The organism is Streptomyces sp. NPDC051563, from assembly GCF_044454225.1.
In the GTDB taxonomy this organism is placed as follows: Bacteria; Actinomycetota; Actinomycetes; order Streptomycetales; family Streptomycetaceae; genus Streptomyces.
This window is the reverse complement of the sequence record NZ_JBITDL010000004.1, coordinates 177,665-197,889: the sequence shown is the minus strand read 5'-3', so window position 1 is coordinate 197,889 and position 20,225 is coordinate 177,665. Positions and strand designations below refer to the sequence as shown.

Below are 20,225 nucleotides of genomic sequence, written 5' to 3'. Positions count from 1 at the left end.
GGGTCAGCCGAGGGTGCCCGACTCGACGGACTTCCACTCGGTGCCCTCGACCTTGTAGACGGTGAGCTGCTTGTTGGTGGCGTCACCGAACTCGTCGAAGGAGACCTTGCCGGTCACGCCGTCGAAGGAGACGCCCTGGACTGCGGCGAGGACCTTGGCGCGGGCGTCGGCGGGGAGCTTGCCGCCGTTGGCGTCGACGGTGGCCTTGACGGCCTCGATGATCGCCCAGGCGGAGTCGTAGGAGTAGCCGCCGTAGGCGGAGAAGGGCTCCTTGTATCCGGCCTTGGTGTAGTTGGCGACGAAGTCCTTGGCGGAGGGCAGGCTCTCGACGGGGGCGCCGACCGAGGTGGCGAGGTCGCCCGCGGCGCCGGCGCCGGCGAGCTCGACGTACTTCTTGTCGTAGATGCCGTCACCGCCGATGAGCGGGATGTTGGCGCCGGAGGCCTTGATCTGCTTGGAGAGCGGGCCGGCCGCGGGGTACTCGCCGCCGTAGTAGACGACGTCGGCGCCGGAGCTCTTGACCTGGGTGACGATGGCGCCGAAGTCGGTGCTCTCGGGGTCGATGTGGCCTTCGCCGACGACCTTGCCGCCGAGCTTGGTGAACTCGCCCTTGAAGGTGCCCGCGAGGCCGGCGCCGTACGTCTTCTTGTCGTCGATGATGAAGACGTTCTTCTTGCCGGCCTTGTTGAAGAGGTACTGCGCCGCGAACGGGCCCTGGATGGCGTCCGTGGTGGCGGTGCGGAAGTAGCTCTTGTAGGTGCGGACCTTCTCGCCGGTGGCCCACTTCGGTCCCTGGGAGAGGGAGGGGCTGGTGTTGGCGGGGGAGATCTGGACGAGCTTGGCGTCGTCGAAGACCTTCTGCATGGACTCCGAGACGGAGGAGTTCAGGGGGCCGACGACGCCGAGGACGTCCTTGTCGGCGGTGAGCTTGGTGGCGTTCTGCTGGCCGGAGGAGGCCTGCGCCTGGTCGTCGAGGGCTTCGATCTTGAAGGTGATGCCCTTGACGTACTTCTTCTCGTTGGCCTGCTTGGCGGCGAGGTCCGCGGAGTTCTTGATGCCGAGGCCGAGGGCGGAGAGGTCGCCGGTCAGCGGGGCGTCGACGCCGATGACGACCGTGGTGTCGCCGCTGCCGGCGTCGTTGGCCTTGTCTCCGCGCGATCCGCAGGCGGTGAGGGTGAGGGCGCCCGCGGCGAGCGCGGCGGTCACGGCAATGAGAGAACGCTGACGCACGATCAGTCCTTTCCTGGCACTGCGTCCCCCGTGGGACGCACCGTGTCGAACGCGGGGAACCGAACTGAAAGGAATCCGGTGGTCGCGGTGACTGGCCGTGACTCTAAGCGGGTCTTAGGACGTTATGGAGGGCTGAGGCCAATGATGTGACTCTCTTGTTATGCCACGGCGTAATACATAGCGGATGTCTGCGGGTGGAAAGGGGGAAATCCGGCCGGTTCGTCTTGTCCGCATGGTGAGACGCGTGAGGACCATCGAGTGGTTTGGGTACTGTCGCGCCAGGACTCTGGGCCCTTTTGGTCATGACGGCGACGGGGCGCTCGCGTCTCGATCTTCGGGACAGGCCCTGGTCAGAGCGGTGGAGAGATCCCGTGCATATCGGTCACCGGGGATGTAGCTGTGATCCTCTTTCTCAAACCCATTACTTAGGGTTACTTCGAGGAATGGGAGTCCGGAATTCCGTGCCACATGCACGCAGTCTGTGACCCGAATCCGTACGACGAGGTCACGGGCCTCGCCCGGGGCGAGCGTGGCCGGAAGTGGTGGCCGGACCTCGCTCGTCAGCGCCCGCGAGGACTGTCCCAGCCGCTCCAGGGTGACGGCCGGGCCGGCCGAGGCGCGCACACGGACGGTGAACTCGAAGGCCGCGCCGGAGGGGTCCTGCGCGGAGCCCGGCGCGGGATCCTGCCCGGCCGGGGCGACGTAGGCGAGGGAGAACACCTGTGAGGGCGCGGGCGGCCTGTACGGGGCGGGGCGCGGCCGGGCCGCGTACAGCACGGCGCCGCCGGCCAGGACGGCGGACACGCAGGTCAGCGCCCCGAGGGTCAGGAAGGCCCGCCGGTGGCCCCCGTAGGCCTCGCGGAGCCGCCGGACGGCCAGGGGCGTGCGCGGCGGGCGGGGAGCGGCGTGCGGGCCCCCGCTGCCGTCGAGGGACTCGGTGCCCTCCCCGGGCTCCACCGGGCCGATGCCGCCGCTCACTGCCAGGGACCGTCCGTCGGGGCGCCCGACCGGTAGCGGTCCGCGCAGCGGCGCTCCGCCTCCCGGGCGGTGAGTTCGTGGGCGGCGGCCGGGCCCTTGGTGTCGCGCTCGGCGCGGGCGTCGGCGAGGACGGCGCGCAGGATGTCGTTCTGGCCGCCGGACAGGCCCATGGACTGGTAGTCGAGGCGGACGGCGTCCTTGCCCTCGCCCGCGTCGAGGATCACGCCCGCCCAGTGGGTGATCAGGCGGGTGCAGACCTCCTGGGGCGCCGGTGGGGCGGAGGCCGGGGCGGAGGCCGGGGCGGAGGAGCCGGGGGGAGGGGCGGCGGGCCCGCCGCCGGCGCAGCCGAGCGGTGCGGCGGCCAGCAGCGCCGTCGTCGCCGCCGCGGCCAAGGCGCGCCGCGGCGCCGGTCCGGATCCCATGCGGGGAACGCTAGACGGGCGCCGCGGCGAGGGCAACGGCTAGTTGTTGCCGTCCTGTTGCGGGTTCGCGTCACGCAGCAGGCAGGTCAGGCGGGCGGTGCAGACCCGGCGGTCCTGCTCGTCGGTGATGACCACCTCGTAGGTGGCGGTGGAGCGGCCCCGGTGCACGGGGGTGGCGACGCCGGTGACCAGGCCGGAGCGGGCGCCGCGGTGGTGGGTGCAGTTCAGGTCGACGCCGACGGCGACCTTGGTGATGCCGCCGTGCATCATCGCGCCGACCGAGCCGATGGTCTCCGCGAGCACGGCGGAGGCCCCGCCGTGGAGGAGGCCGTAGGGCTGGGTGTTGCCCTCGACGGGCATGGTGGCGACGACGCGCTCGGCGGAGGCTTCGAGGATGCGGATGTCCATCCGCTTGCCGAGGTCGCCCGCCGAGAACAGCGCGGGCAGGTCGATGCCCAGGGCCGTGTACTCGTCCAGGACCTCCTGCGGGAACTTCACCGCGTGCTGCTGCTCGCCCATGGGCCTACTCCGTTCGTCAACGTTCGTTAACCATCTTGTCCTGGGAGCGTTCTATCAGGACGGCTCGAAGCGCACGACGACGGACTTGCTCGCCGGGGTATTGCTGGTGTCCGCCGTGGAGTCGAGGGGCACGAGCACGTTGGTCTCGGGGTAGTAGGCGGCGGCGCAGCCGCGGGCGGTCGGGTAGTGCACGACGCGGAAGCCGGGGGCGCGCCGCTCCACGCCGTCGCGCCACTCGCCGACGAGGTCGGTGTACGAGCCGTCGGCGAGACCGAGCTCGGCGGCGTCCTCGGGGTTGACCATGACCACGCGGCGGCCGCCGGTGATCCCGCGGTAGCGGTCGTCGAGGCCGTAGATGGTGGTGTTGTACTGGTCGTGGCTGCGCAGGGTCTGCAGGAGCAGGCGCCCCGGCGGGAGGTGCGGGTACTCCACGGGGGCGGCGGTGAAGTTCGCCTTGCCGGTCTTCGTGGGGAAGCGGCGCTCGTCGCGCGGGGCGTGCGGGAGCTGGAAGCCTCCCGGGCGGGCCGCGCGGGCGTTGAATTCCTCGAAGCCGGGGACGACGCGGGAGATCCGGTCGCGGATGGCCGCGTAGTCCTGCTCGAACTCCTCCCACGGGGTCCGGGAGGCCTCGCCGAGGACGGCGCGGGCCATGCGGGCCACGATCGCGGGCTCGGAGAGCAGGTGCGGGGAGGCCGGGGCGAGGTTGCCGCGGGAGGCGTGGACCATGCCCATGGAGTCCTCGACGGTCACGAACTGCTTGCCGGAAGCCTGGACGTCCTTGTCGGTGCGGCCGAGGGTGGGCAGGATCAGGGCGCGCCGGCCGGTGACCGCGTGGGAGCGGTTGAGCTTCGTGGAGACGTGGACGGTCAGCGAGGCGCGGCGGATCGCGGCCTCGGTGACCTCGGTGTCGGGGGTGGCGCCGACGAAGTTGCCGCCCATGGCGAAGAGCACCTTGGCCTCGCCGTCGCGCAGGGCCTGGATGGAGCGGACCACGTCGAAGCCGTGCTCGCGGGGCGAGGTGATGCCGAATTCCTTGTCGAGCGCGTCGAGGAAGGCGGGCGCGGGGCGTTCGAAGATCCCCATGGTGCGGTCGCCCTGGACGTTGGAGTGGCCGCGGACGGGGCAGACGCCGGCGCCGGGGCGGCCGATGTTGCCGCGCAGCAGCAGCAGGTTGACGACCTCGCGGATGGTGGCGACGGAGTGCTTGTGCTGGGTCAGGCCCATGGCCCAGCAGACGATGGTGCGCTTCGAGGCCAGGATCATGGCCAGGGCGCGCTCGATGTCGGGGCGGGTCAGGCCGGTGGCGGTGAGGGTCGCGTCCCAGTCGGTGTCCTTGGCGGTGGCCGCGAACTCCTCGTAGCCGTGGGTGTGTTCGCGGATGAACTGCTCGTCGGTGGCGTCGCCCGCCTCGATGACCAGTTTGTTCAGGAGGCGGAAGAGGGCCTGGTCGCCGCCGATGCGGATCTGGAGGAACAGGTCGTTGAGGGCGGTGCCCTTGAGCATGCCGAGCGGGGTCTGCGGGTTCTTGAAGCGCTCCATGCCGGCCTCGGGCAGCGGGTTCACCGAGATGATCTTCGCGCCGGCGGACTTGGCCTTCTCCAGGGCGGAGAGCATGCGGGGGTGGTTGGTGCCCGGGTTCTGTCCGGCGACGATGATCAGGTCGGCCTGGTGGAGGTCTTCGAGGGAGACGCTGCCCTTGCCGATGCCGATGGTCTCGTTCAGTGCGGAGCCCGAGGACTCGTGGCACATGTTCGAGCAGTCGGGGAGGTTGTTGGTGCCGAACTCGCGGACGAACAGCTGGAAGAGGAAGGCCGCTTCGTTGCTGGTGCGGCCCGAGGTGTAGAAGAGGGCCTCGTCGGGGGAGCCGAGGGCCTTCAGCTCCTCGGCGATGATCGCGAAGGCCCGCTCCCAGCTCACGGCCTCGTACCGGCCGGAGCCTTCCGCCAGGTACATCGGCTGCGTGATCCGGCCCTGCTGGCCCAGCCAGTAGCCCGAGCGCGTCTGGAGGTCGGCGAGCGGGTGCTCGGCGAAGAACGCCGGGGTGACCCGGCGCAGGGTGGCTTCCTCCGCGACGGCCTTGGCGCCGTTCTCGCAGAACTCGGCGGCGTGCCGCTTGTCGCCCTCGGGCCAGGCGCAGCCGGGGCAGTCGAAGCCGTTCTTCTGGTTGACCTTGAGGAGGGTGCGGGCCGTACGGGCCAGGCCCATCTGCTCCTGCGCGATCCTCAGGGTGTGCCCGATCGCGGGCAGGCCGGCGGCCGCGTGCTTGGGGGGCGTCACCTGGGGTGCGTCCTGTACGGGATCCCCTGCGGGCGGCTTGGTGGCCATGGCGCTCCCCTTCGAGCATGCGTGCGAATGCAGCACATAGTGCTGCATCTCCGATCCTTGCACGGTGACCGGGCGGCGGGGAGGGCGCCCGGGAGCGCGTCGACGGGCGGGCGCGTGCGCCGGGGGCGGCTGCCGTGACGGATGCGCCGGGGGAGGCGGGCGGGGCGGCCCCGGTACGGGCGGCCGGGCGGGCTCCGGGGCCGGGCTCCGGGGGCGGTGGCGGGCGGCCCCCGGGGGCCGGCGACCGGCTTCGAGGGGGCGGGCGGCGGACCCGGGGGAAGCGCCGGGCGGGCTCCGGCGAGCCGCCGGCCGGGCTCGTACGGGGCCGGTGCGCGGCCCGGCCGGGGCCGGACACGGCCGGCCGTCCACTGACCGGGTGACCACCGGCGCCGGAATTGTCAGTGCGGCGGCCTAGGATCGGGGGCGTGGCAGATTCAGCATCGAAGAAGACCGACCAGCCGACCGCAGCGGACCGCCCCCGCCTGATGCTCATGGACGGGCACTCCCTGGCGTACCGGGCGTTCTTCGCGCTGCCCGCGGAGAACTTCACCACCGCGACCGGGCAGCCGACCAACGCCATCTACGGGTTCGCGTCGATGCTGGCGAACACGCTGCGCGACGAAGCGCCCACGCACTTCGCGGTGGCGTTCGACGTGTCCCGCAAGACGTGGCGCTCGGCGGAGTTCCCCGAGTACAAGGCGAACCGCTCCAAGACCCCCGACGAGTTCAAGGGGCAGGTGGAGCTGATCGGCGAGCTCCTCGACGCGATGAGCGTGCCGCGGTTCGCGGTCGACGGCTTCGAGGCCGACGACGTGATCGCGACGCTCGCCACCCAGGCCGAGGCCCTCGGCTTCGACGTGCTGATCGTCACCGGCGACCGGGACTCCTTCCAGCTCGTCTCCGAGCACACCACCGTGCTCTACCCGACCAAGGGCGTCTCCGAGCTCACCCGCTTCACCCCCGAGAAGGTCGAGGAGAAGTACGGGCTCACCCCCCAGCAGTACCCGGACTTCGCGGCCCTGCGCGGCGACCCGTCCGACAACCTCCCCGGCATCCCGGGCGTCGGCGAGAAGACCGCCGCCAAGTGGATCACCCAGTTCGGGTCCTTCGCGGAGCTCGTCGAGCGCGCCGACGAGGTCAAGGGCAAGGCCGGGCAGAACTTCCGCGACCACCTGGACGCCGTGAAGCTCAACCGGGTGCTGACCGAGATGGTCAAGGACGTCGCCCTGCCCAAGACCCCCGCCGACCTGGCCCGCGCCCCCTACGACCGGACGGCCGTCACCGGAGTCCTGGACGTACTGGAGATCCGCAACGCCTCCCTGCGCGAGCGGCTGCTCGCCGTCGACCCGGGCGCAGCCGAGCAGGAGGCCCCGGCTCCGGCCGCCGCCGCGGTCGAGCTGGACGGCTCCGTGCTCGGCACCGGCGAGCTCGCGCCGTGGCTGGAGAGCCACGCGGGAGCCCCGCTCGGCATCTCCACCGTCGACACCTGGGCGCTCGGCACCGGCAACGTCTCCGAGATCGCACTGGCCTCCGCCGACGGCGCCGCCGCCTGGTTCGAACCGTCCGCGCTGGACGAGGCCGACGAGCAGGCCTTCGCCGCCTGGGCCGCCGACGCCGCCAGGCCGAAGGCGGTGCACAACGCCAAGGCCCTGATGCGGGTCTTCCCGGAGCACGGCTGGACCCTGGCCGGGGTCGCCATGGACACCGCGCTCGCCGCCTACCTGGTCAAGCCCGGCCGCCGCTCCTTCGCGCTGGACGTGCTCTCCCAGGAGTACCTGCACCGGGAGCTGGCGCCCGCCGCCGCCGACGGGCAGCTCGCCTTCGGCGCCGACGACACCGCCGAGGCCGAAGCCCTGATGGCGCAGGCCCGCGCCGTCCTGGACCTCGGCGACGCCTTCACCGTGAAACTCCCCGAGGTGGGCGCCGCGGAACTGCTCCACGACATGGAGCTGCCCACCTCCGAGCTGCTCGCCCGCCTGGAGCGGGCCGGGATCGCCGTCGACCGGAGCCACCTCGAAGCGATGGAGCAGCAGTTCGCCGCGGCCGTGCAGCAGGCGGTGAAGGAGGCGCACGCGGCGGTGGGCCACGAGTTCAACCTCGGCTCGCCCAAGCAGCTCCAGGAGGTGTTCTTCGGCGAGCTGGACCTGCCGAAGACGAAGAAGACCAAGACCGGCTACACCACCGACGCCGACGCGCTCGCCTGGCTGGCCACCCAGACCGACCACGAACTGCCCGTGCTCATGCTCCGCCACCGCGAGCAGGCCAAGCTGCGGGTCACCGTCGAGGGCCTGGTCAAGATGATCGCCGCCGACGGCCGGGTGCACACCAGCTTCAGCCAGACCGTCGCCGCCACCGGCCGGCTGTCCTCCACCGACCCCAACCTGCAGAACGTGCCGGTGCGCACCGACGAGGGCCGGGCCATCCGCCGCGGCTTCATCGTCGGCGAGGGCTACGAATCCCTCATGACCGCCGACTACAGCCAGATCGAGCTGCGCGTCATGGCCCACCTCTCCGAGGACCAGGGCCTGCTCGAAGCCTTCCAGTCGGGCGAGGACCTGCACACCACCGTCGCCTCCCAGGTGTTCGGCGTCGAGCGCTCCGAGGTCGACGCCGAGATGCGGCGCAAGATCAAGGCCATGTCCTACGGTCTGGCCTACGGGCTCTCCGCGTTCGGCCTCGCCCAGCAGCTGAACATCGAGCCCGGCGAGGCCCGCGGCCTGATGGAGACCTTCTTCGAGCGCTTCGGCGGGGTCCGGGACTACCTGGGCCGCGTCGTCGAGGAGGCCCGCGCCACCGGCTACACGGCCACCGTCTTCGGCCGCCGCCGCTACCTCCCCGACCTCAACAGCGACAACCGCCAGCGCCGCGAGGCCGCCGAGCGGATGGCGCTGAACGCCCCGATCCAGGGCACCGCCGCCGACATCGTCAAGGTCGCGATGCTGCGCGTGGACAAGGCGATCACCGAGGCCGGGCTGAAGTCGCGGATGCTGCTCCAGGTCCACGACGAAATCGTGCTGGAGATCGCCCCCGGGGAGCGCAAGCAGGTGGAGGAGCTGGTGCGCCGCGAGATGGCCGCCGCCGTCGACCTGCGGGCCCCGCTGGACGTGTCCGTGGGCGTCGGCCCCGACTGGGAGTCCGCCGCGCACTGAGTGCCCGTGCCCCTGCTCCGGGCAGCGCCCGTCCCCGCCTATGTGGTGGGGACGGGCGCTTTCGCGTCCGCGTCGGCGTCCGGGGCGGGGGCCGCTCCCGACACCGACACCGACGCGGACGCCGACGCCGACGAGCGGCCGCGGATCCGCCGCTGGTGCAGCCGCACGAGGACCCCGTACAGCAGCAGCCCCACGGCGAGACCGCCGCCCGCGCCGAAACAGATGGTCGGGATGATGTCGAGCGGGGTGCGGATCCGGTCGAAGAAGGTGAAGAAGCGCAGCACGCGCAGGGTGACCCCGACCGCCGCGCAGACGAGGACCAGTGCGAGCGCGCCCCACACCCCGGACCGGCCCAGGACCGGGACGGACGCGGGGGCCGGCCCGTCCGGCAGCCGGCGCAGCGCCGTCACCGTGAACCAGACCAGGAAGCAGGCCGCGAGCGCCGAAGTCCCGTACTGCAGGTAGGAGTAGAGGGGCAGCCCGAAGGCGAGCGGCTCGCCCAGCTCCGGCAGGGTGCGCGTCCCGAAGCGGTCGACGTGCGTGAAGGCGTCCCACACCACGTGCGTGAGGGAGCCGATGACCGCCGAGAGGTAGAACCAGAGGGCCAGCGAGGGCAGTCGGCGCCCCCGCCACTCCTCGCCCCGGACGAAGGAGTGCACCCTGCCCTGCCGGGCGCCGGGCAGCAGGGCGATCAGCGGCTCGCGCAGCAGCAGCCAGCACCCCGCGAGGACGGCGGTCAGCAGCGCGTCGGCGGTCAGCACGCCGGGCAGGGAGTGCGTGAAGGTGCCGTACGGCCTGAGCCCCGAGACCACCGCGTCGGCGAAGTAGAAGGTGTCCGGAGCGAACGACCCCAGGACCAGGGCCGAGCCGACGAGGGGGCCGCGCGCACGGCCGGACCTGCGGACGGCCGGAAGTACGGCGGCCGCGTGGCTGAGGGTGAACGGCATGGAACCTGATCTCCAGGGGCTCGGCTCATCGACTGCGTCCAGTATGGGTGCTCTGCGGAACTCATGAGGAAATCGTGAATTCCGGCTCGCGATGCGTGCCCTGTCCAGCGAGTTGACGTAGGGTCACGCGGACGTCGAGGGGGAGGGGGTCCGGCTGATGGCGGCTCGGATTCGGATACCGGCAGGCGCATCCGCGGGGATATCCGTGCGGATCGGCCGGCTGGTGCGCAAGGGCGGGGCGGCCGTGCTCGTCTCCGCCGTCGTGGCCGCCGTGCTGACCGCTTCGCAGGGGCCGCTCGCGGCCGGCGCCGACGCGTCACCGGTCGCGGAGCCCGCGCCGGAGCCCGTGCCCGACGGTTCCGCAGGCGACGGGTCCTACTTCACCGCCCTGCCGCCGCTGGTGAGCCCCGAGCCGCCGGCCCTGCTGCTGCCCGAGGACGGGGCGCCGGCGGCGCCGCCCGTCGTACCGGCCGCCGCGGATCCGGGACCGCGCACCGAGCCCGCGGCCACGGGCGGGGCCGAGGGGGCCCAGGGCATACCGGCGAGCGTGCTCGCCGCGTACCGGGGCGCGGAGCAGGCCATCGCCCGGACCGACCCCGGATGCGGACTGCGCTGGCAGCTCCTCGCGGCGATCGGCAAGGTCGAGTCCGGACAGGCGCGCGGCGGGCAGGTCGACTCCGCCGGTACGACGCTGCGGCCGATCCTGGGCCCCGTGCTCGACGGCAACGGCTTCGCGAACATCTCGGACACCGACGGCGGGGCCTACGACGGGGACTCCCGCTACGACCGCGCGATCGGGCCGATGCAGTTCATCCCGTCCACGTGGGCCTCGTGGGGCCAGGACGCCAACGGCGACGGCCGGCGCGACCCCAACAACGTGCACGACGCCGCCCTCGCGGCGGGCCGCTACCTGTGTGCCGGCACGCGCGACCTGCGGGTGGACGCGGACCTGGACCGGGCCGTGCTGTCGTACAACCAGTCCTCCGCGTACCTGCGGACGGTGAGGTCGTGGTTCACGTACTACCTGAAGGGCGTGCACGAGGTCCCGGACGGCCGGGGCGGTGGCAGCGGCAGCGGGAACGGCGTCGGGAACGGGAACGGCGGTACCCCGGTGGTGACGCCTCCGAAGCCGAGCCCGAGCCCCACCCCGAAGCCCACGCCTTCGCCGAAGCCGACGCCGACGCCGAGCCCGACTCCGACGCCGAGCCCGACGCCCACGCCGAAGCCGACGCCCACACCGACCCCAACACCCACCCCGACGCCGAGTCCCACCCCGACTCCCACCCCGAGTCCGAAGCCCACCCCGAGCCCCACCCCGAGTCCGAAGCCCACCCCGAGCCCCACCCCGAGTCCGAAGCCCACGCCGACCCCGACCCCGTCGCCGACGCCGTCTCCGAAGCCCACGGCTTCGGTCTCCCCGTCGCCGAAGCCCAAGCCGTCGGCCAAGCCCTCCGCGTCACCGTCCCCGTCCGCCGCCGGTCCGGCGGCCACGGCGACCCCCTGACGCACACCGCGGCCCCGCCCTCCCGCTGCCCGGGGGGCGGGGCTTCGGCATGCCACCCGGTACGGCGCGAGGGTCCCGCAGCCGGGCCGTGACCGGGCCACCGCGAGGTCACGGCGCGAGCAGTGGCGCAAACGGTTCTCATCTGCCACCCGCATTGCTACGGTGCCACCGCCCTGACACCCCATCAGATTCCGGAGGCCCCGGCATGCGCGCATTCGTCGCCGCCGCCAGCGGTCTCGTCCTCGCGGTGCTCCTCGTCTTCGCCATCACGGCGACGGGGGCGCCGGAAGGCAAGACCTCACCGAAGCCCCTGCTCACCACCGCGCCCGCCGCGCCCGGAAAGTAGAGGAGGGCCCGGCCATGCGACGCAGAGCAAGCCTCGTCCTGCTAGCCGTAGCCGTGTTCTGTGCAGCCCTCGCACCGCTGCTGCGCTGGTACGCGTACCCCAGGCTCGCGAAGATCCCGCCGAACCAGTACCAGGAGATGGTGCTGGAGGCGAAGGACGCGACCCTCGTCGACTACTCCACCCTGCAGCCGAAGAAGGTCGACAAGGTCACCATCGTCCAGACCCTCAAGGGCAACGTCGAGGCGTCGAAGGAGATAGAGGCCAGCGCCGGCAAGGACGTCGTGGTCTGGGACACCCTGACCTACATCATGGGTCCGGACGGGAAGATGGTGTCCGAGATCCCGGAGCGCTACATCTTCGACGCCCACAGCCAGGACCCGGTGCACGCCACCGGCGAGGCCGTGGACGGGGACCCGGTCAAGCGCGAGGGCATCGAGTTCAAGTGGCCGTTCTTCACCGAGCCGCGCGACTACCTCTACTTCGACGCGCAGACCCGTACCTCCTCGCCGATCCACTACGTGGGTCCGCGCAAGTTCAAGGGCATGGACGTCTACTACTTCGAGCAGACCGTGCCGTGGACGAAGGTCGGACTGCCGAAGAAGATGCCGATCGACGCCATCGACCCGGCGACGTTCGAGCAGACCACCGGAACCAGCCTCTGGTACACGACCAAGGCGATGTTCTGGGTCGACCCGGTGACCGGGGCGCCCGTCAACGCCGAGCAGGAGATCCAGCAGGAGATGCGCGGCGGGAGCATCGCGGGCAACGCGCCCGACGGGAAGCTCACCGTCTTCGCCGGGCACGTCAAGATCCGCGAGGACTACAGCGACTACACCGTCGACCTGGTCAAATCGAACCGGATCATGGTCCTCGCGCTGCACACGTACGCCCCGCTCGGGCTGGCGGCCGGCGGGCTCGCGCTCTTCGCGCTGGCGCTCTGGCTGGAGGCGCGCGGCCGGCGCCCCCGCGACGAGGAGCCGTTCACCGCTTGAGCCGGGCGTTCGTGAACCGGGTGGGCTCGGCGGTCGCCGGATCCTCGGGCCACGGGTGCTTGGGATAGCGGCCGCGGAGCTCGGCGCGGACGGCGCGGTAGCCGCCCTGCCAGAACGAGGCCAGGTCGGCGGTGACCGCGGCGGGCCGGCCGGCGGGCGACAGGAGATGGACGAGTACGGGGACCCCCGCGACGCGCGGGGTCTCGGCCAGTCCGAACAGCTCCTGGAGCTTGACCGCGAGGACGGGCTGCCCGTGTTCGGCGCCGTAGTCGAGGCGGATCCGGGAGCCGCTCGGCACCTCGATCCGCTCCGGGGCCAGCTCGTCGAGCCGGGCGGCCTCGCCCGTGGCCCAGGGCAGCAGCCGGTTCAGCGCCTGCCCCGCCTCGATCCGCGCGAGGTCCCCGCGGCGGCGGGCCCGCGACAGCTCGGGCTCCAGCCAGTCGTCGGCCCGCTCCAGCAGCTCCCCGTCGTCCGCCACGTCGGGCCAGGGCGGGCCGAGCGTGCGGTGCAGGAAGCCGAGCCGGGCCCGCAGCGCCCGGGTGTCCGGGGTCCAGCGCAGCAGGCCGAGACCCTCGGCGCGCAGTCCTTCGAGCAGGGCCGCCCTGACGAGGGCGCGGTCGGGGTCGCGCAGGGGGCGGGCGGCGAGTTCGATGGCGCCGAGCCGTTCCACGGACCGGGCGACGAGGTCCCCGTCCTCCCAGTGCACCTCCTCGCCAGCGCGGAAGAGGTGGCCGGCCGCCTCGCGGGCGGTGTCCTCGTCGAGGAGCGCGGCCAGCCGGACCCGTGCGGAGGCGGAGTGCGGGGGCCTGTCGGCGACGGCGACGGCCAGCCAGGGCGCGCTGCGCAGCCCCGACCCCTCGCCGAGCTCGGCGCCGGTCCCGGAGGCCATGAGGAAGGCGCCCTGGCCCTTGGCCCTGGCCACCCGCTCCGGGAACGCGAGTGCGGCGATCAGCCCGGCGGCGGCGTCGTGGGGGACGGGCCCCGCGGGGCTTTCCCCCACCCCGCCCCCTCCCGAAGCCGGGGCTCGGCCCCGGACCCCGACCCCGTACGTGCGCCGCGCGCCCGTGCCCTCGTACGCCGGGCGGGCCGAATCCTCCGGCCCCGCCGAGCGCTCCAGGCGCCGGGCCTCCGCGCGCCAGCGCGAGGCGTACGGGTCGCCGCCCGCCAGGGCCCGGCGCCAGGCGGCGGCCAGGTCGTCGCCGTACTCCCGCGGCGGCTCCTCGCTCAGCAGGGCCACCAGTTCCGCGGCCCGCCGGGGACCCAGTGCGGCGGAGCCGTCGAGGAGGGCCCGGGCCAGGCGCGGGTGCAGGCCGAGCCGGGCCATCCGCAGCCCGCGCGGGGTGGGCCGCCCGGCCGGGGACAGCGCGCCCACCGCGAGCAGCACCTCGCGGGCCGCGGCCATCGCTCCGGCCGGCGGCGGATCGAGCAGGGCCAGGCCGGTCGCGTCCGGGTCGCCCCAGCAGGCGGCCTGGAGGGCGAACTGCGCGAGGTCCGCGATCCGGATCTCGGGGGAGGGGTACGCGGGCAGCCGCCCGTCCTCGGCTTCGGCCCAGCAGCGGTACACCGTGCCGGGGGCCTCGCGCCCGGCCCGGCCCGCACGCTGGCGGCCGGCCGCGCGGGACGCCCGTACGGTGGCCAGCGCGCCCAGGCCCCGGGCGTGGTCCACCCGGGGTTCGCGGGCCAGCCCGGAGTCCACGACGATCCGTACGCCGGGCACGGTCAGGCTGGACTCCGCGACGGCGGTGGACAGGATGACCCGGCGGTGCGGGGCCGGGGACAGCGCCGCGTCCTGGACGGAGGCCGGAGCGCGGCCGTGCATCTGGAGCACCTCCGCGTCGACGCCGCCGAGCTGCCCGGCGACCCGGGCGATCTCGCCGACGCCGGGCAGGAAGCACAGGAGGTCGCCGGAACGTTCCGCCAGCGCCCGCCGCACCACCGAGGCCACGTGCGTCAGCTGCGCGGGATCCACCCGCATCCCGTGCGGCGGCCGCACCGGGCGGGCCGGCGGGGCCCACACGGTCTCCACCGGGTGGGAGACCCCGGCCGCCTCCACGACGGGGGCGTCCCCCAGCAGGCGGGCCCAGCCGGCCGCGTCCGTGGTCGCCGAGGCGGCGAGGAGCCGCAGCTCCGGGCGCAGGGTCTCCCGTACGTCCAGGAGGAAGGCGGCGACCGTGTCGGCGTCCAGGTGCCGCTCGTGGCACTCGTCCAGGATCACCAGGTCGGTCCCGGAGAGCTCCTGGTCGCGCTGGAGCCGCTGGAGCAGCACCCCGGTGGTGACCACCTCGATCACCGTGGACGGCCCGACCACCCGCTCCCCGCGCACCGTGAAGCCCACCGAGGCGCCGACCTGCTCGCCCAGCAGCCAGGCCATCCGCCGGGCCGCGGCGCGGGCCGCGATCCGGCGGGGTTCGGCGACCACGACCCGGCGGCGGGGGCCGGCCGCCGAACCACTGCCCGTCGGCCCCACCAGTCCCGCCAGCACCAGGGGCACCAGCGTGGTCTTGCCGGTGCCGGGCGGGGCGCACAGGACGGCGGTGCCGCGGGCGTCCAGCGCGGCGACGAGCGCGGGCACCGCTTCCCGGACGGGAAGGGAGTCGAGGTCGGCCGTGCGTGGCTCGGGCGTGCGCGTCATGCGCTCAGTCTCGCTCGCAGACGAAGATCGCCGTACCGGGGATCAGGTTGCCGCGCAGCGGGGACCAGCCGCCCCACTCCTGGCTGTTCCACGCGGGCCATTGCGGCTCGACCAGGTCGACGAGGCGGAAGCCGCCCGCGACCACGTCCCGTACCCGGTCGCCGAGGGTGCGGTGGTGCTCCACGTACACGGCGCGGCCCTGCTCGTCCTGCTCGACGTACGGGGTGCGGTCGAAGTAGGAGGCCGAGACGGACAGCCCCTCGGGGCCCGGCTCGTCGGGGAAGGCCCAGCGGATGGGATGGGTGACGGAGAAGACCCAGCGGCCGCCGGGGCGCAGGACGCGGCGCACCTCGCGCATGACGTTCGCGGGGTCGGCGACGAAGGGGACGGCGCCGTAGGCGGAGCAGGCGAGGTCGAAGGAGCCGTCGCGGAAGGGGAGTCTTCCGGCGTCGGCCTCGACCAGGGGGACGTCCTCGCCGATCCGCAGGGCGTGCTGGAGCTGGCGGTGGGAGAGGTCCAGGGCGACGGGGCGGGCGCCCTGGGCGGCCAGCCAGCGCGAGCACTGGGCGGCGCCGGCGCCGATCTCCAGGACGTCCTTGCCCTTGAGGGAGGAGACGGGACCGAGCAGGGACGCCTCCGCCTCGTCCAGGCCCTCGGGTCCCCAGACGAAGCGGTCGTCGCCGAGGAAGGCTCCGTGCTCGCTCTGGTAGTCGTCGGCGTTGCGGTCCCACCAGCTCCGGCTCGCCCGGCTGCTCTCCGCTTCGCCCGCGTCACGGCGCGTGGCCTCGGAATCGTCCTCGGCGGCCGATCCGGCCTCGTACGCCTCTTCGGGGGCGCAGTCCTCTTGGTTCATGGGGCCCGTCGTCGTAGTCTGCGAATGTCTGCGGAAAGCGGGCTGGAAGGGCCATCGGCGCCTGCCCGCCCACTAATTGTGCCGGTTGTGCGGTGATCCGCCCGGGGTGTGCGCCTTCGCGCATTGACCCTGTCCGGCTGCCCCCGTATGCTACAAGTTGCGCTGCGAGCCTGTGCTCCTCAGACCTAGCAGGCTGCGCTTGTATCTGTTGATGTCCCCTCGGTTTTCGAGGCCCCCACCCCGCACTTCGCGGAACTGGGGCTTCCTTGGCTGTCCGGCTTCTTCGGCAGATGCCGATAAGGGCTCCCGGCGTAGCAGTACCTACGACTTTCTGTCCGTAACCGGAGCCCTTACCCACATGACGAGCAGCACCGAGACCACCGCCACCACTCCGCAGGTTGCGGTCAACGACATCGGTGACGAGGCAGCGTTCCTCGCCGCGATCGACGAGACGATCAAGTACTTCAACGACGGCGACATCGTCGACGGCGTCATCGTGAAGGTCGACCGTGACGAGGTTCTCCTCGACATCGGTTACAAGACCGAGGGCGTCATCCCGAGCCGCGAGCTCTCGATCAAGCACGATGTCGACCCGAACGAGGTCGTCAAGGTCGGCGACGAGATCGAGGCCCTGGTTCTCCAGAAGGAGGACAAGGAAGGCCGTCTGATCCTGTCCAAGAAGCGTGCGCAGTACGAGCGCGCCTGGGGCACGATCGAGAAGATCAAGGAAGAAGACGGCATCGTCACCGGTACCGTCATCGAGGTCGTCAAGGGTGGACTCATCCTCGACATCGGCCTCCGCGGCTTCCTGCCGGCCTCCCTCGTCGAGATGCGTCGCGTCCGCGACCTCCAGCCCTACGTGGGCAAGGAGCTCGAGGCGAAGATCATCGAGCTGGACAAGAACCGCAACAACGTGGTCCTGTCCCGCCGTGCCTGGCTCGAGCAGACCCAGTCCGAGGTTCGCCAGACGTTCCTCACCACCCTGCAGAAGGGTCAGGTCCGCTCCGGCGTCGTTTCCTCGATCGTCAACTTCGGTGCCTTCGTGGACCTGGGTGGCGTCGACGGTCTCGTCCACGTCTCCGAGCTGTCCTGGAAGCACATCGACCACCCGTCCGAGGTTGTCGAGGTCGGCCAGGAAGTCACCGTCGAGGTTCTCGACGTGGACATGGACCGCGAGCGCGTCTCCCTGTCGCTGAAGGCGACGCAGGAAGACCCGTGGCAGCAGTTCGCCCGGACGCACCAGATCGGTCAGGTCGTCCCGGGTAAGGTCACCAAGCTGGTTCCGTTCGGTGCGTTCGTCCGCGTGGACGAGGGCATCGAGGGTCTGGTCCACATCTCCGAGCTGGCCGAGCGCCACGTGGAGATCCCGGAGCAGGTCGTCCAGGTCAACGACGAGATCTTCGTCAAGGTCATCGACATCGACCTCGAGCGTCGCCGGATCTCGCTGTCGCTGAAGCAGGCCAACGAGTCCTTCGGTGCCGACCCGGCGTCGGTCGAGTTCGACCCGACCCTGTACGGCATGGCCGCGTCTTACGACGACCAGGGGAACTACATCTACCCCGAGGGCTTCGACCCCGAGACCAACGACTGGCTCGAGGGCTTCGACAAGCAGCGCGAAGCCTGGGAGGGCCAGTACGCCGAGGCGCAGACGCGCTTCGAGCAGCACCAGGCCCAGGTCATCAAGAGCCGCGAGGCCGACGAGGCCGCCGCTGCCGAGGGTGCGGCCGCTCCGGCCGCGGGCAGCAGCAGCAGCGCCGGTGCGGGCATCTCGGGTGGTTCGTACTCCTCCGAGGGTGCGGACGAGACCTCTGGCGCCCTGGCGTCCGACGAGGCCCTCGCCGCGCTCCGCGAGAAGCTGGCCGGCGGCCAGAGCTGATCGCAGCAGCGCAGCGTGAGCTGAGCTGATCTTCACCGACAAGGCCCGTCCCCTCAGGGGGGCGGGCCTTGCCGCGTTCGGCACCGCCCGCCCCGGTGAATACCGCCTGCTCCGGGCAATACCGTCAACTGGGGAATGGTCGCGGGTCCTTGGACGTTCTTGCCAGAGAACGCGGCGGAGGAGGAGTGGTGGCGGTGCTTGATCCACAGGGTTTGTACGAATGGGACGCCAAGGGCCTGGCGGTGGCCGACCTGGCGCTTGCCCAGGACTCGGCCGGGCTGGTCATGCTCTACCACTTCGAGGGGTACATAGACGCGGGCGAAACCGGCGAGCAGATCGTCGAGCGGCTGCTCGACACGCTGCCCCACCAGGTCGTGGCCCGGTTCGACGCGGACCGCCTGGTGGACTACCGGGCACGCCGGCCGCTGCTCACCTTCCAGCGCGACCACTGGACGGAGTTCGAGGAGCCCGCGCTCGAAGTGCGCCTGGTCCAGGACGCCACGGGTGCGCCCTTCCTGCTGCTGTCCGGCCCCGAGCCGGACGTGGAGTGGGAGCGCTTCTGCGTCGCCGTCCGGCAGATCGTCGAGCGCCTGGGCGTGCGGCTGTCCGTCAACTTCCACGGCATCCCCATGGGCGTCCCGCACACCCGTCCCGTCGGGATCACCCCGCACGGCAACCGCACCGACCTCATGCCGGGACACCGCAGCCCCTTCGACGAGGCCCAGGTCCCCGGCAGCGCCGAGTCGCTGGTCGAGTTCCGCCTCGGCCAGGCCGGGCACGACGTGCTGGGCGTCGCCGCCCACGTACCGCACTACGTGGCCCGCTCCCCGTACCCCGACGCCGCGCTGACCGCCCTGGAGGCGATCACCGCCGCCACGGGGCTGGTCCTGCCGTCGGTCGCGCACGCACTGCGCACCGAGGCGCACCGCACGCAGACGGAGATCGACCGGCAGATCCGGGAGGGCGACGAGGAGCTGGTCAGCCTGGTGCAGGGGCTGGAGCACCAGTACGACGCGGCGGCCGGGGCCGAGACCCGGGGCAACATGATCGCGGAGCCCGCCGAGATCCCGTCGGCGGACGAGATCGGCCTCGAGTTCGAGCGGTTCCTGGCGGAGCGCGAGGGCGAGGGCTGAGGTCGGGGGTCTGTACGGGGCCCAGGGCGCGGGGGTTAGTCTGCCGGGCATGTTGAAAGTTGGTCTGACAGGCGGAATCGGCGCCGGCAAGAGCGAGGTCTCGCGGCTGCTGGCGGGGTACGGGGCGGTCGTCGTGGACGCCGACCGGATCGCGCGGGAGGTCGTCGAGCCGGGTACGCCCGGGCTCGCGGCGGTGGTCGCCGCCTTCGGGGAGTCCGTGCTGACCCCGGAAGGCGGGCTGGACCGGCCCAAGTTGGGGTCGATCGTGTTCGCGGACCCGGAGCAGCTGAAGATCCTCAACGGGATCGTGCACCCGCTGGTCGGGGCCCGGTCCGCCGAGCTGGAAGCCGCCGCGGGAGCCGACGCGATCGTGGTGCACGACGTACCGCTGCTCGCGGAGAACGGGCTCGCCCCGCTGTACGACCTGGTCGTCGTCGTGGACGCGGCTCCCGCCACCCAGCTCACCCGGCTCACGGAGCTGCGGGGCATGGAGGAGGCGGAGGCCCGGGCCCGGATGGCCGCGCAGGCCACGCGGGACCAGCGGCTGGCCGTGGCCACGCTCGTGATCGACAACGACGGGCCGCTGGAGGCGCTGGAGCCGCAGGTGCGCACGGTGTGGGAGGAGCTCAGGGCGCGGGCGGCGGGCGGCGCGGGCTGATGTGTGGCCCGTCACCTGTGACTCGTCACCGGTGACCCGTGACTCGTGACCTGGAACCCGTGGCTCGTGACCTGCGACTCGTCACCGGTGACCTGCGCTCCCGGGCCCGTGACCCGTAGCGCCTGACCTGGGGCGTGTGGTGCGTGACGTGTTCACGGAATAGCGGGCGGTGTGCGGGGCGTTGAACGCGCCTGTAGAGGGAAGGAACAGACCGTGTCCGACACCACGCCGCAGCTCCCGCCGCCGTCGCGATCCTCGTCGCCCGAGACGCACGTCATCGACTACCGGGCCGCGGAGCAGCTCCTCGCCGCGCGCGACCCGCGCGGTGCGGTGAAGCTGCTCGACTCGGTCATAGCCGCCCACCCGGAGAACACGGCGGCCCGGCTGCTGCGCGCCCGGGCCTTCTTCGCCGCCGCCCAATTGCGTCCGGCGGAGCTGGAGTTCGAGATCGTGCTGGAGCGGGAGCCGGACAACGCGTTCGCCCACTTCGCGCTGGCCCGCACCCACGAGCGGGCCGGCCGTCCGGACCAGGCCCGCAAGCACTTCAGGCTCGCGGCCGCCCTCGACCCCCAGCCGGACTACCTGGCGGCGGCCCGCTTCGAGAAGTAGCCGGGCCCGGCTCCGGGCTGGTCCGGCGGCCGGCCCGGGGGAACGGCCCGGC

16 protein-coding genes are annotated in these 20,225 nt (G+C 72.5%); 8 read left to right on the top strand and 8 right to left on the bottom strand.

Annotation, left to right across the window (positions count from 1 at the left end; genetic code table 11):
- Positions 1 to 3 precede the first annotated feature (3 nt).
- From ACIA8F_RS06850 to ACIA8F_RS06830, 5 genes are all read right to left on the bottom strand, one after another.
- Positions 4 to 1,230 carry a branched-chain amino acid ABC transporter substrate-binding protein gene (locus ACIA8F_RS06850; RefSeq protein ID WP_399377171.1) on the bottom strand — a complete coding sequence of 409 codons (1,227 nt, stop codon included), beginning with the start codon at positions 1,228 to 1,230 and terminating at the stop codon, positions 4 to 6.
- 300 nt (positions 1,231 to 1,530) lie between these two features.
- Complete coding sequence (locus ACIA8F_RS06845; RefSeq protein WP_399377170.1) at positions 1,531 to 2,208, bottom strand: Tat pathway signal sequence domain protein; 678 nt, start codon at positions 2,206 to 2,208, stop codon at positions 1,531 to 1,533.
- Positions 2,205 to 2,630, bottom strand: a complete 426-nt coding sequence (locus tag ACIA8F_RS06840; protein WP_399377169.1) for a hypothetical protein — start codon at positions 2,628 to 2,630, stop codon at positions 2,205 to 2,207. The genes ACIA8F_RS06845 and ACIA8F_RS06840 overlap by 4 nt, the downstream gene beginning before the upstream one ends.
- Before the next feature lie 39 nt (positions 2,631 to 2,669).
- Positions 2,670 to 3,149 (bottom strand): PaaI family thioesterase, encoded by a 480-nt coding sequence (locus ACIA8F_RS06835; protein ID WP_383948353.1) that lies wholly within the window; start codon positions 3,147 to 3,149, stop codon positions 2,670 to 2,672.
- A 54-nt stretch (positions 3,150 to 3,203) separates the two neighbouring features.
- Positions 3,204 to 5,474 (bottom strand): FdhF/YdeP family oxidoreductase, encoded by a 2,271-nt coding sequence (locus ACIA8F_RS06830; protein ID WP_399377168.1) that lies wholly within the window; start codon positions 5,472 to 5,474, stop codon positions 3,204 to 3,206.
- Between the two features lie 425 nt (positions 5,475 to 5,899).
- On the opposite strand from ACIA8F_RS06830, the gene polA reads away from it, so the two are divergent.
- Complete coding sequence (gene polA / locus ACIA8F_RS06825) at positions 5,900 to 8,623, top strand: DNA polymerase I (RefSeq protein WP_399377166.1); 2,724 nt, start codon at positions 5,900 to 5,902, stop codon at positions 8,621 to 8,623.
- A 38-nt stretch (positions 8,624 to 8,661) separates the two neighbouring features.
- Here polA and ACIA8F_RS06820 read toward each other — a convergent pair whose 3' ends face one another.
- Positions 8,662 to 9,570, bottom strand: a complete 909-nt coding sequence (locus ACIA8F_RS06820; protein WP_399377165.1) for a DUF4184 family protein — start codon at positions 9,568 to 9,570, stop codon at positions 8,662 to 8,664.
- A gap of 157 nt (positions 9,571 to 9,727) precedes the next feature.
- Between ACIA8F_RS06820 and ACIA8F_RS06815 the strand changes: the two genes are divergently transcribed.
- The 3 genes from ACIA8F_RS06815 to ACIA8F_RS06805 all read left to right on the top strand — a co-directional run bounded on the left by ACIA8F_RS06815 (position 9,728) and on the right by ACIA8F_RS06805 (position 12,412).
- The gene (locus ACIA8F_RS06815) at positions 9,728 to 11,074 is read left to right on the top strand and encodes a lytic transglycosylase domain-containing protein (protein WP_399377164.1); all 1,347 of its coding nucleotides are present in this window, start codon (positions 9,728 to 9,730) and stop codon (positions 11,072 to 11,074) included.
- A 205-nt stretch (positions 11,075 to 11,279) separates the two neighbouring features.
- Positions 11,280 to 11,420: an SPW_0924 family protein gene (locus ACIA8F_RS06810; protein ID WP_243338278.1), complete on the top strand. Its 141-nt coding sequence runs from the start codon at positions 11,280 to 11,282 to the stop codon at positions 11,418 to 11,420.
- A gap of 14 nt (positions 11,421 to 11,434) precedes the next feature.
- On the top strand, positions 11,435 to 12,412 hold the full coding sequence (locus ACIA8F_RS06805) for a DUF3068 domain-containing protein (RefSeq protein ID WP_399377162.1): 978 nt from the start codon (positions 11,435 to 11,437) through the stop codon (positions 12,410 to 12,412).
- Here ACIA8F_RS06805 and ACIA8F_RS06800 read toward each other — a convergent pair.
- Entirely contained in the window at positions 12,402 to 15,044 is a 2,643-nt protein-coding gene (locus ACIA8F_RS06800) for an ATP-dependent RNA helicase (protein ID WP_399377161.1), read from the bottom strand. The genes ACIA8F_RS06805 and ACIA8F_RS06800 overlap by 11 nt on opposite strands.
- A gap of 4 nt (positions 15,045 to 15,048) precedes the next feature.
- Positions 15,049 to 15,897: a class I SAM-dependent methyltransferase gene (locus tag ACIA8F_RS06795; protein ID WP_399377160.1), complete on the bottom strand. Its 849-nt coding sequence runs from the start codon at positions 15,895 to 15,897 to the stop codon at positions 15,049 to 15,051.
- Positions 15,898 to 16,255: 358 nt separating this feature from the next.
- Between ACIA8F_RS06795 and rpsA the strand changes: the two genes are divergently transcribed.
- The 4 genes from rpsA (at position 16,256) to ACIA8F_RS06775 (ending at position 20,173) form a co-directional block, all read left to right on the top strand.
- A complete protein-coding gene (rpsA, locus tag ACIA8F_RS06790; protein ID WP_399377159.1) occupies positions 16,256 to 17,773 on the top strand; it encodes a 30S ribosomal protein S1 in 1,518 nt (505 codons plus the stop codon).
- Positions 17,774 to 17,967: 194 nt separating this feature from the next.
- A complete protein-coding gene (locus ACIA8F_RS06785) occupies positions 17,968 to 18,906 on the top strand; it encodes a PAC2 family protein (RefSeq protein ID WP_383948326.1) in 939 nt (312 codons plus the stop codon).
- A 49-nt stretch (positions 18,907 to 18,955) separates the two neighbouring features.
- A complete protein-coding gene (gene coaE / locus ACIA8F_RS06780; RefSeq protein ID WP_399377158.1) occupies positions 18,956 to 19,564 on the top strand; it encodes a dephospho-CoA kinase in 609 nt (202 codons plus the stop codon).
- A gap of 213 nt (positions 19,565 to 19,777) precedes the next feature.
- Positions 19,778 to 20,173 carry a tetratricopeptide repeat protein gene (locus tag ACIA8F_RS06775; protein WP_266958771.1) on the top strand — a complete coding sequence of 132 codons (396 nt, stop codon included), beginning with the start codon at positions 19,778 to 19,780 and terminating at the stop codon, positions 20,171 to 20,173.
- The last annotated feature ends 52 nt before the right edge of the window (positions 20,174 to 20,225 follow it).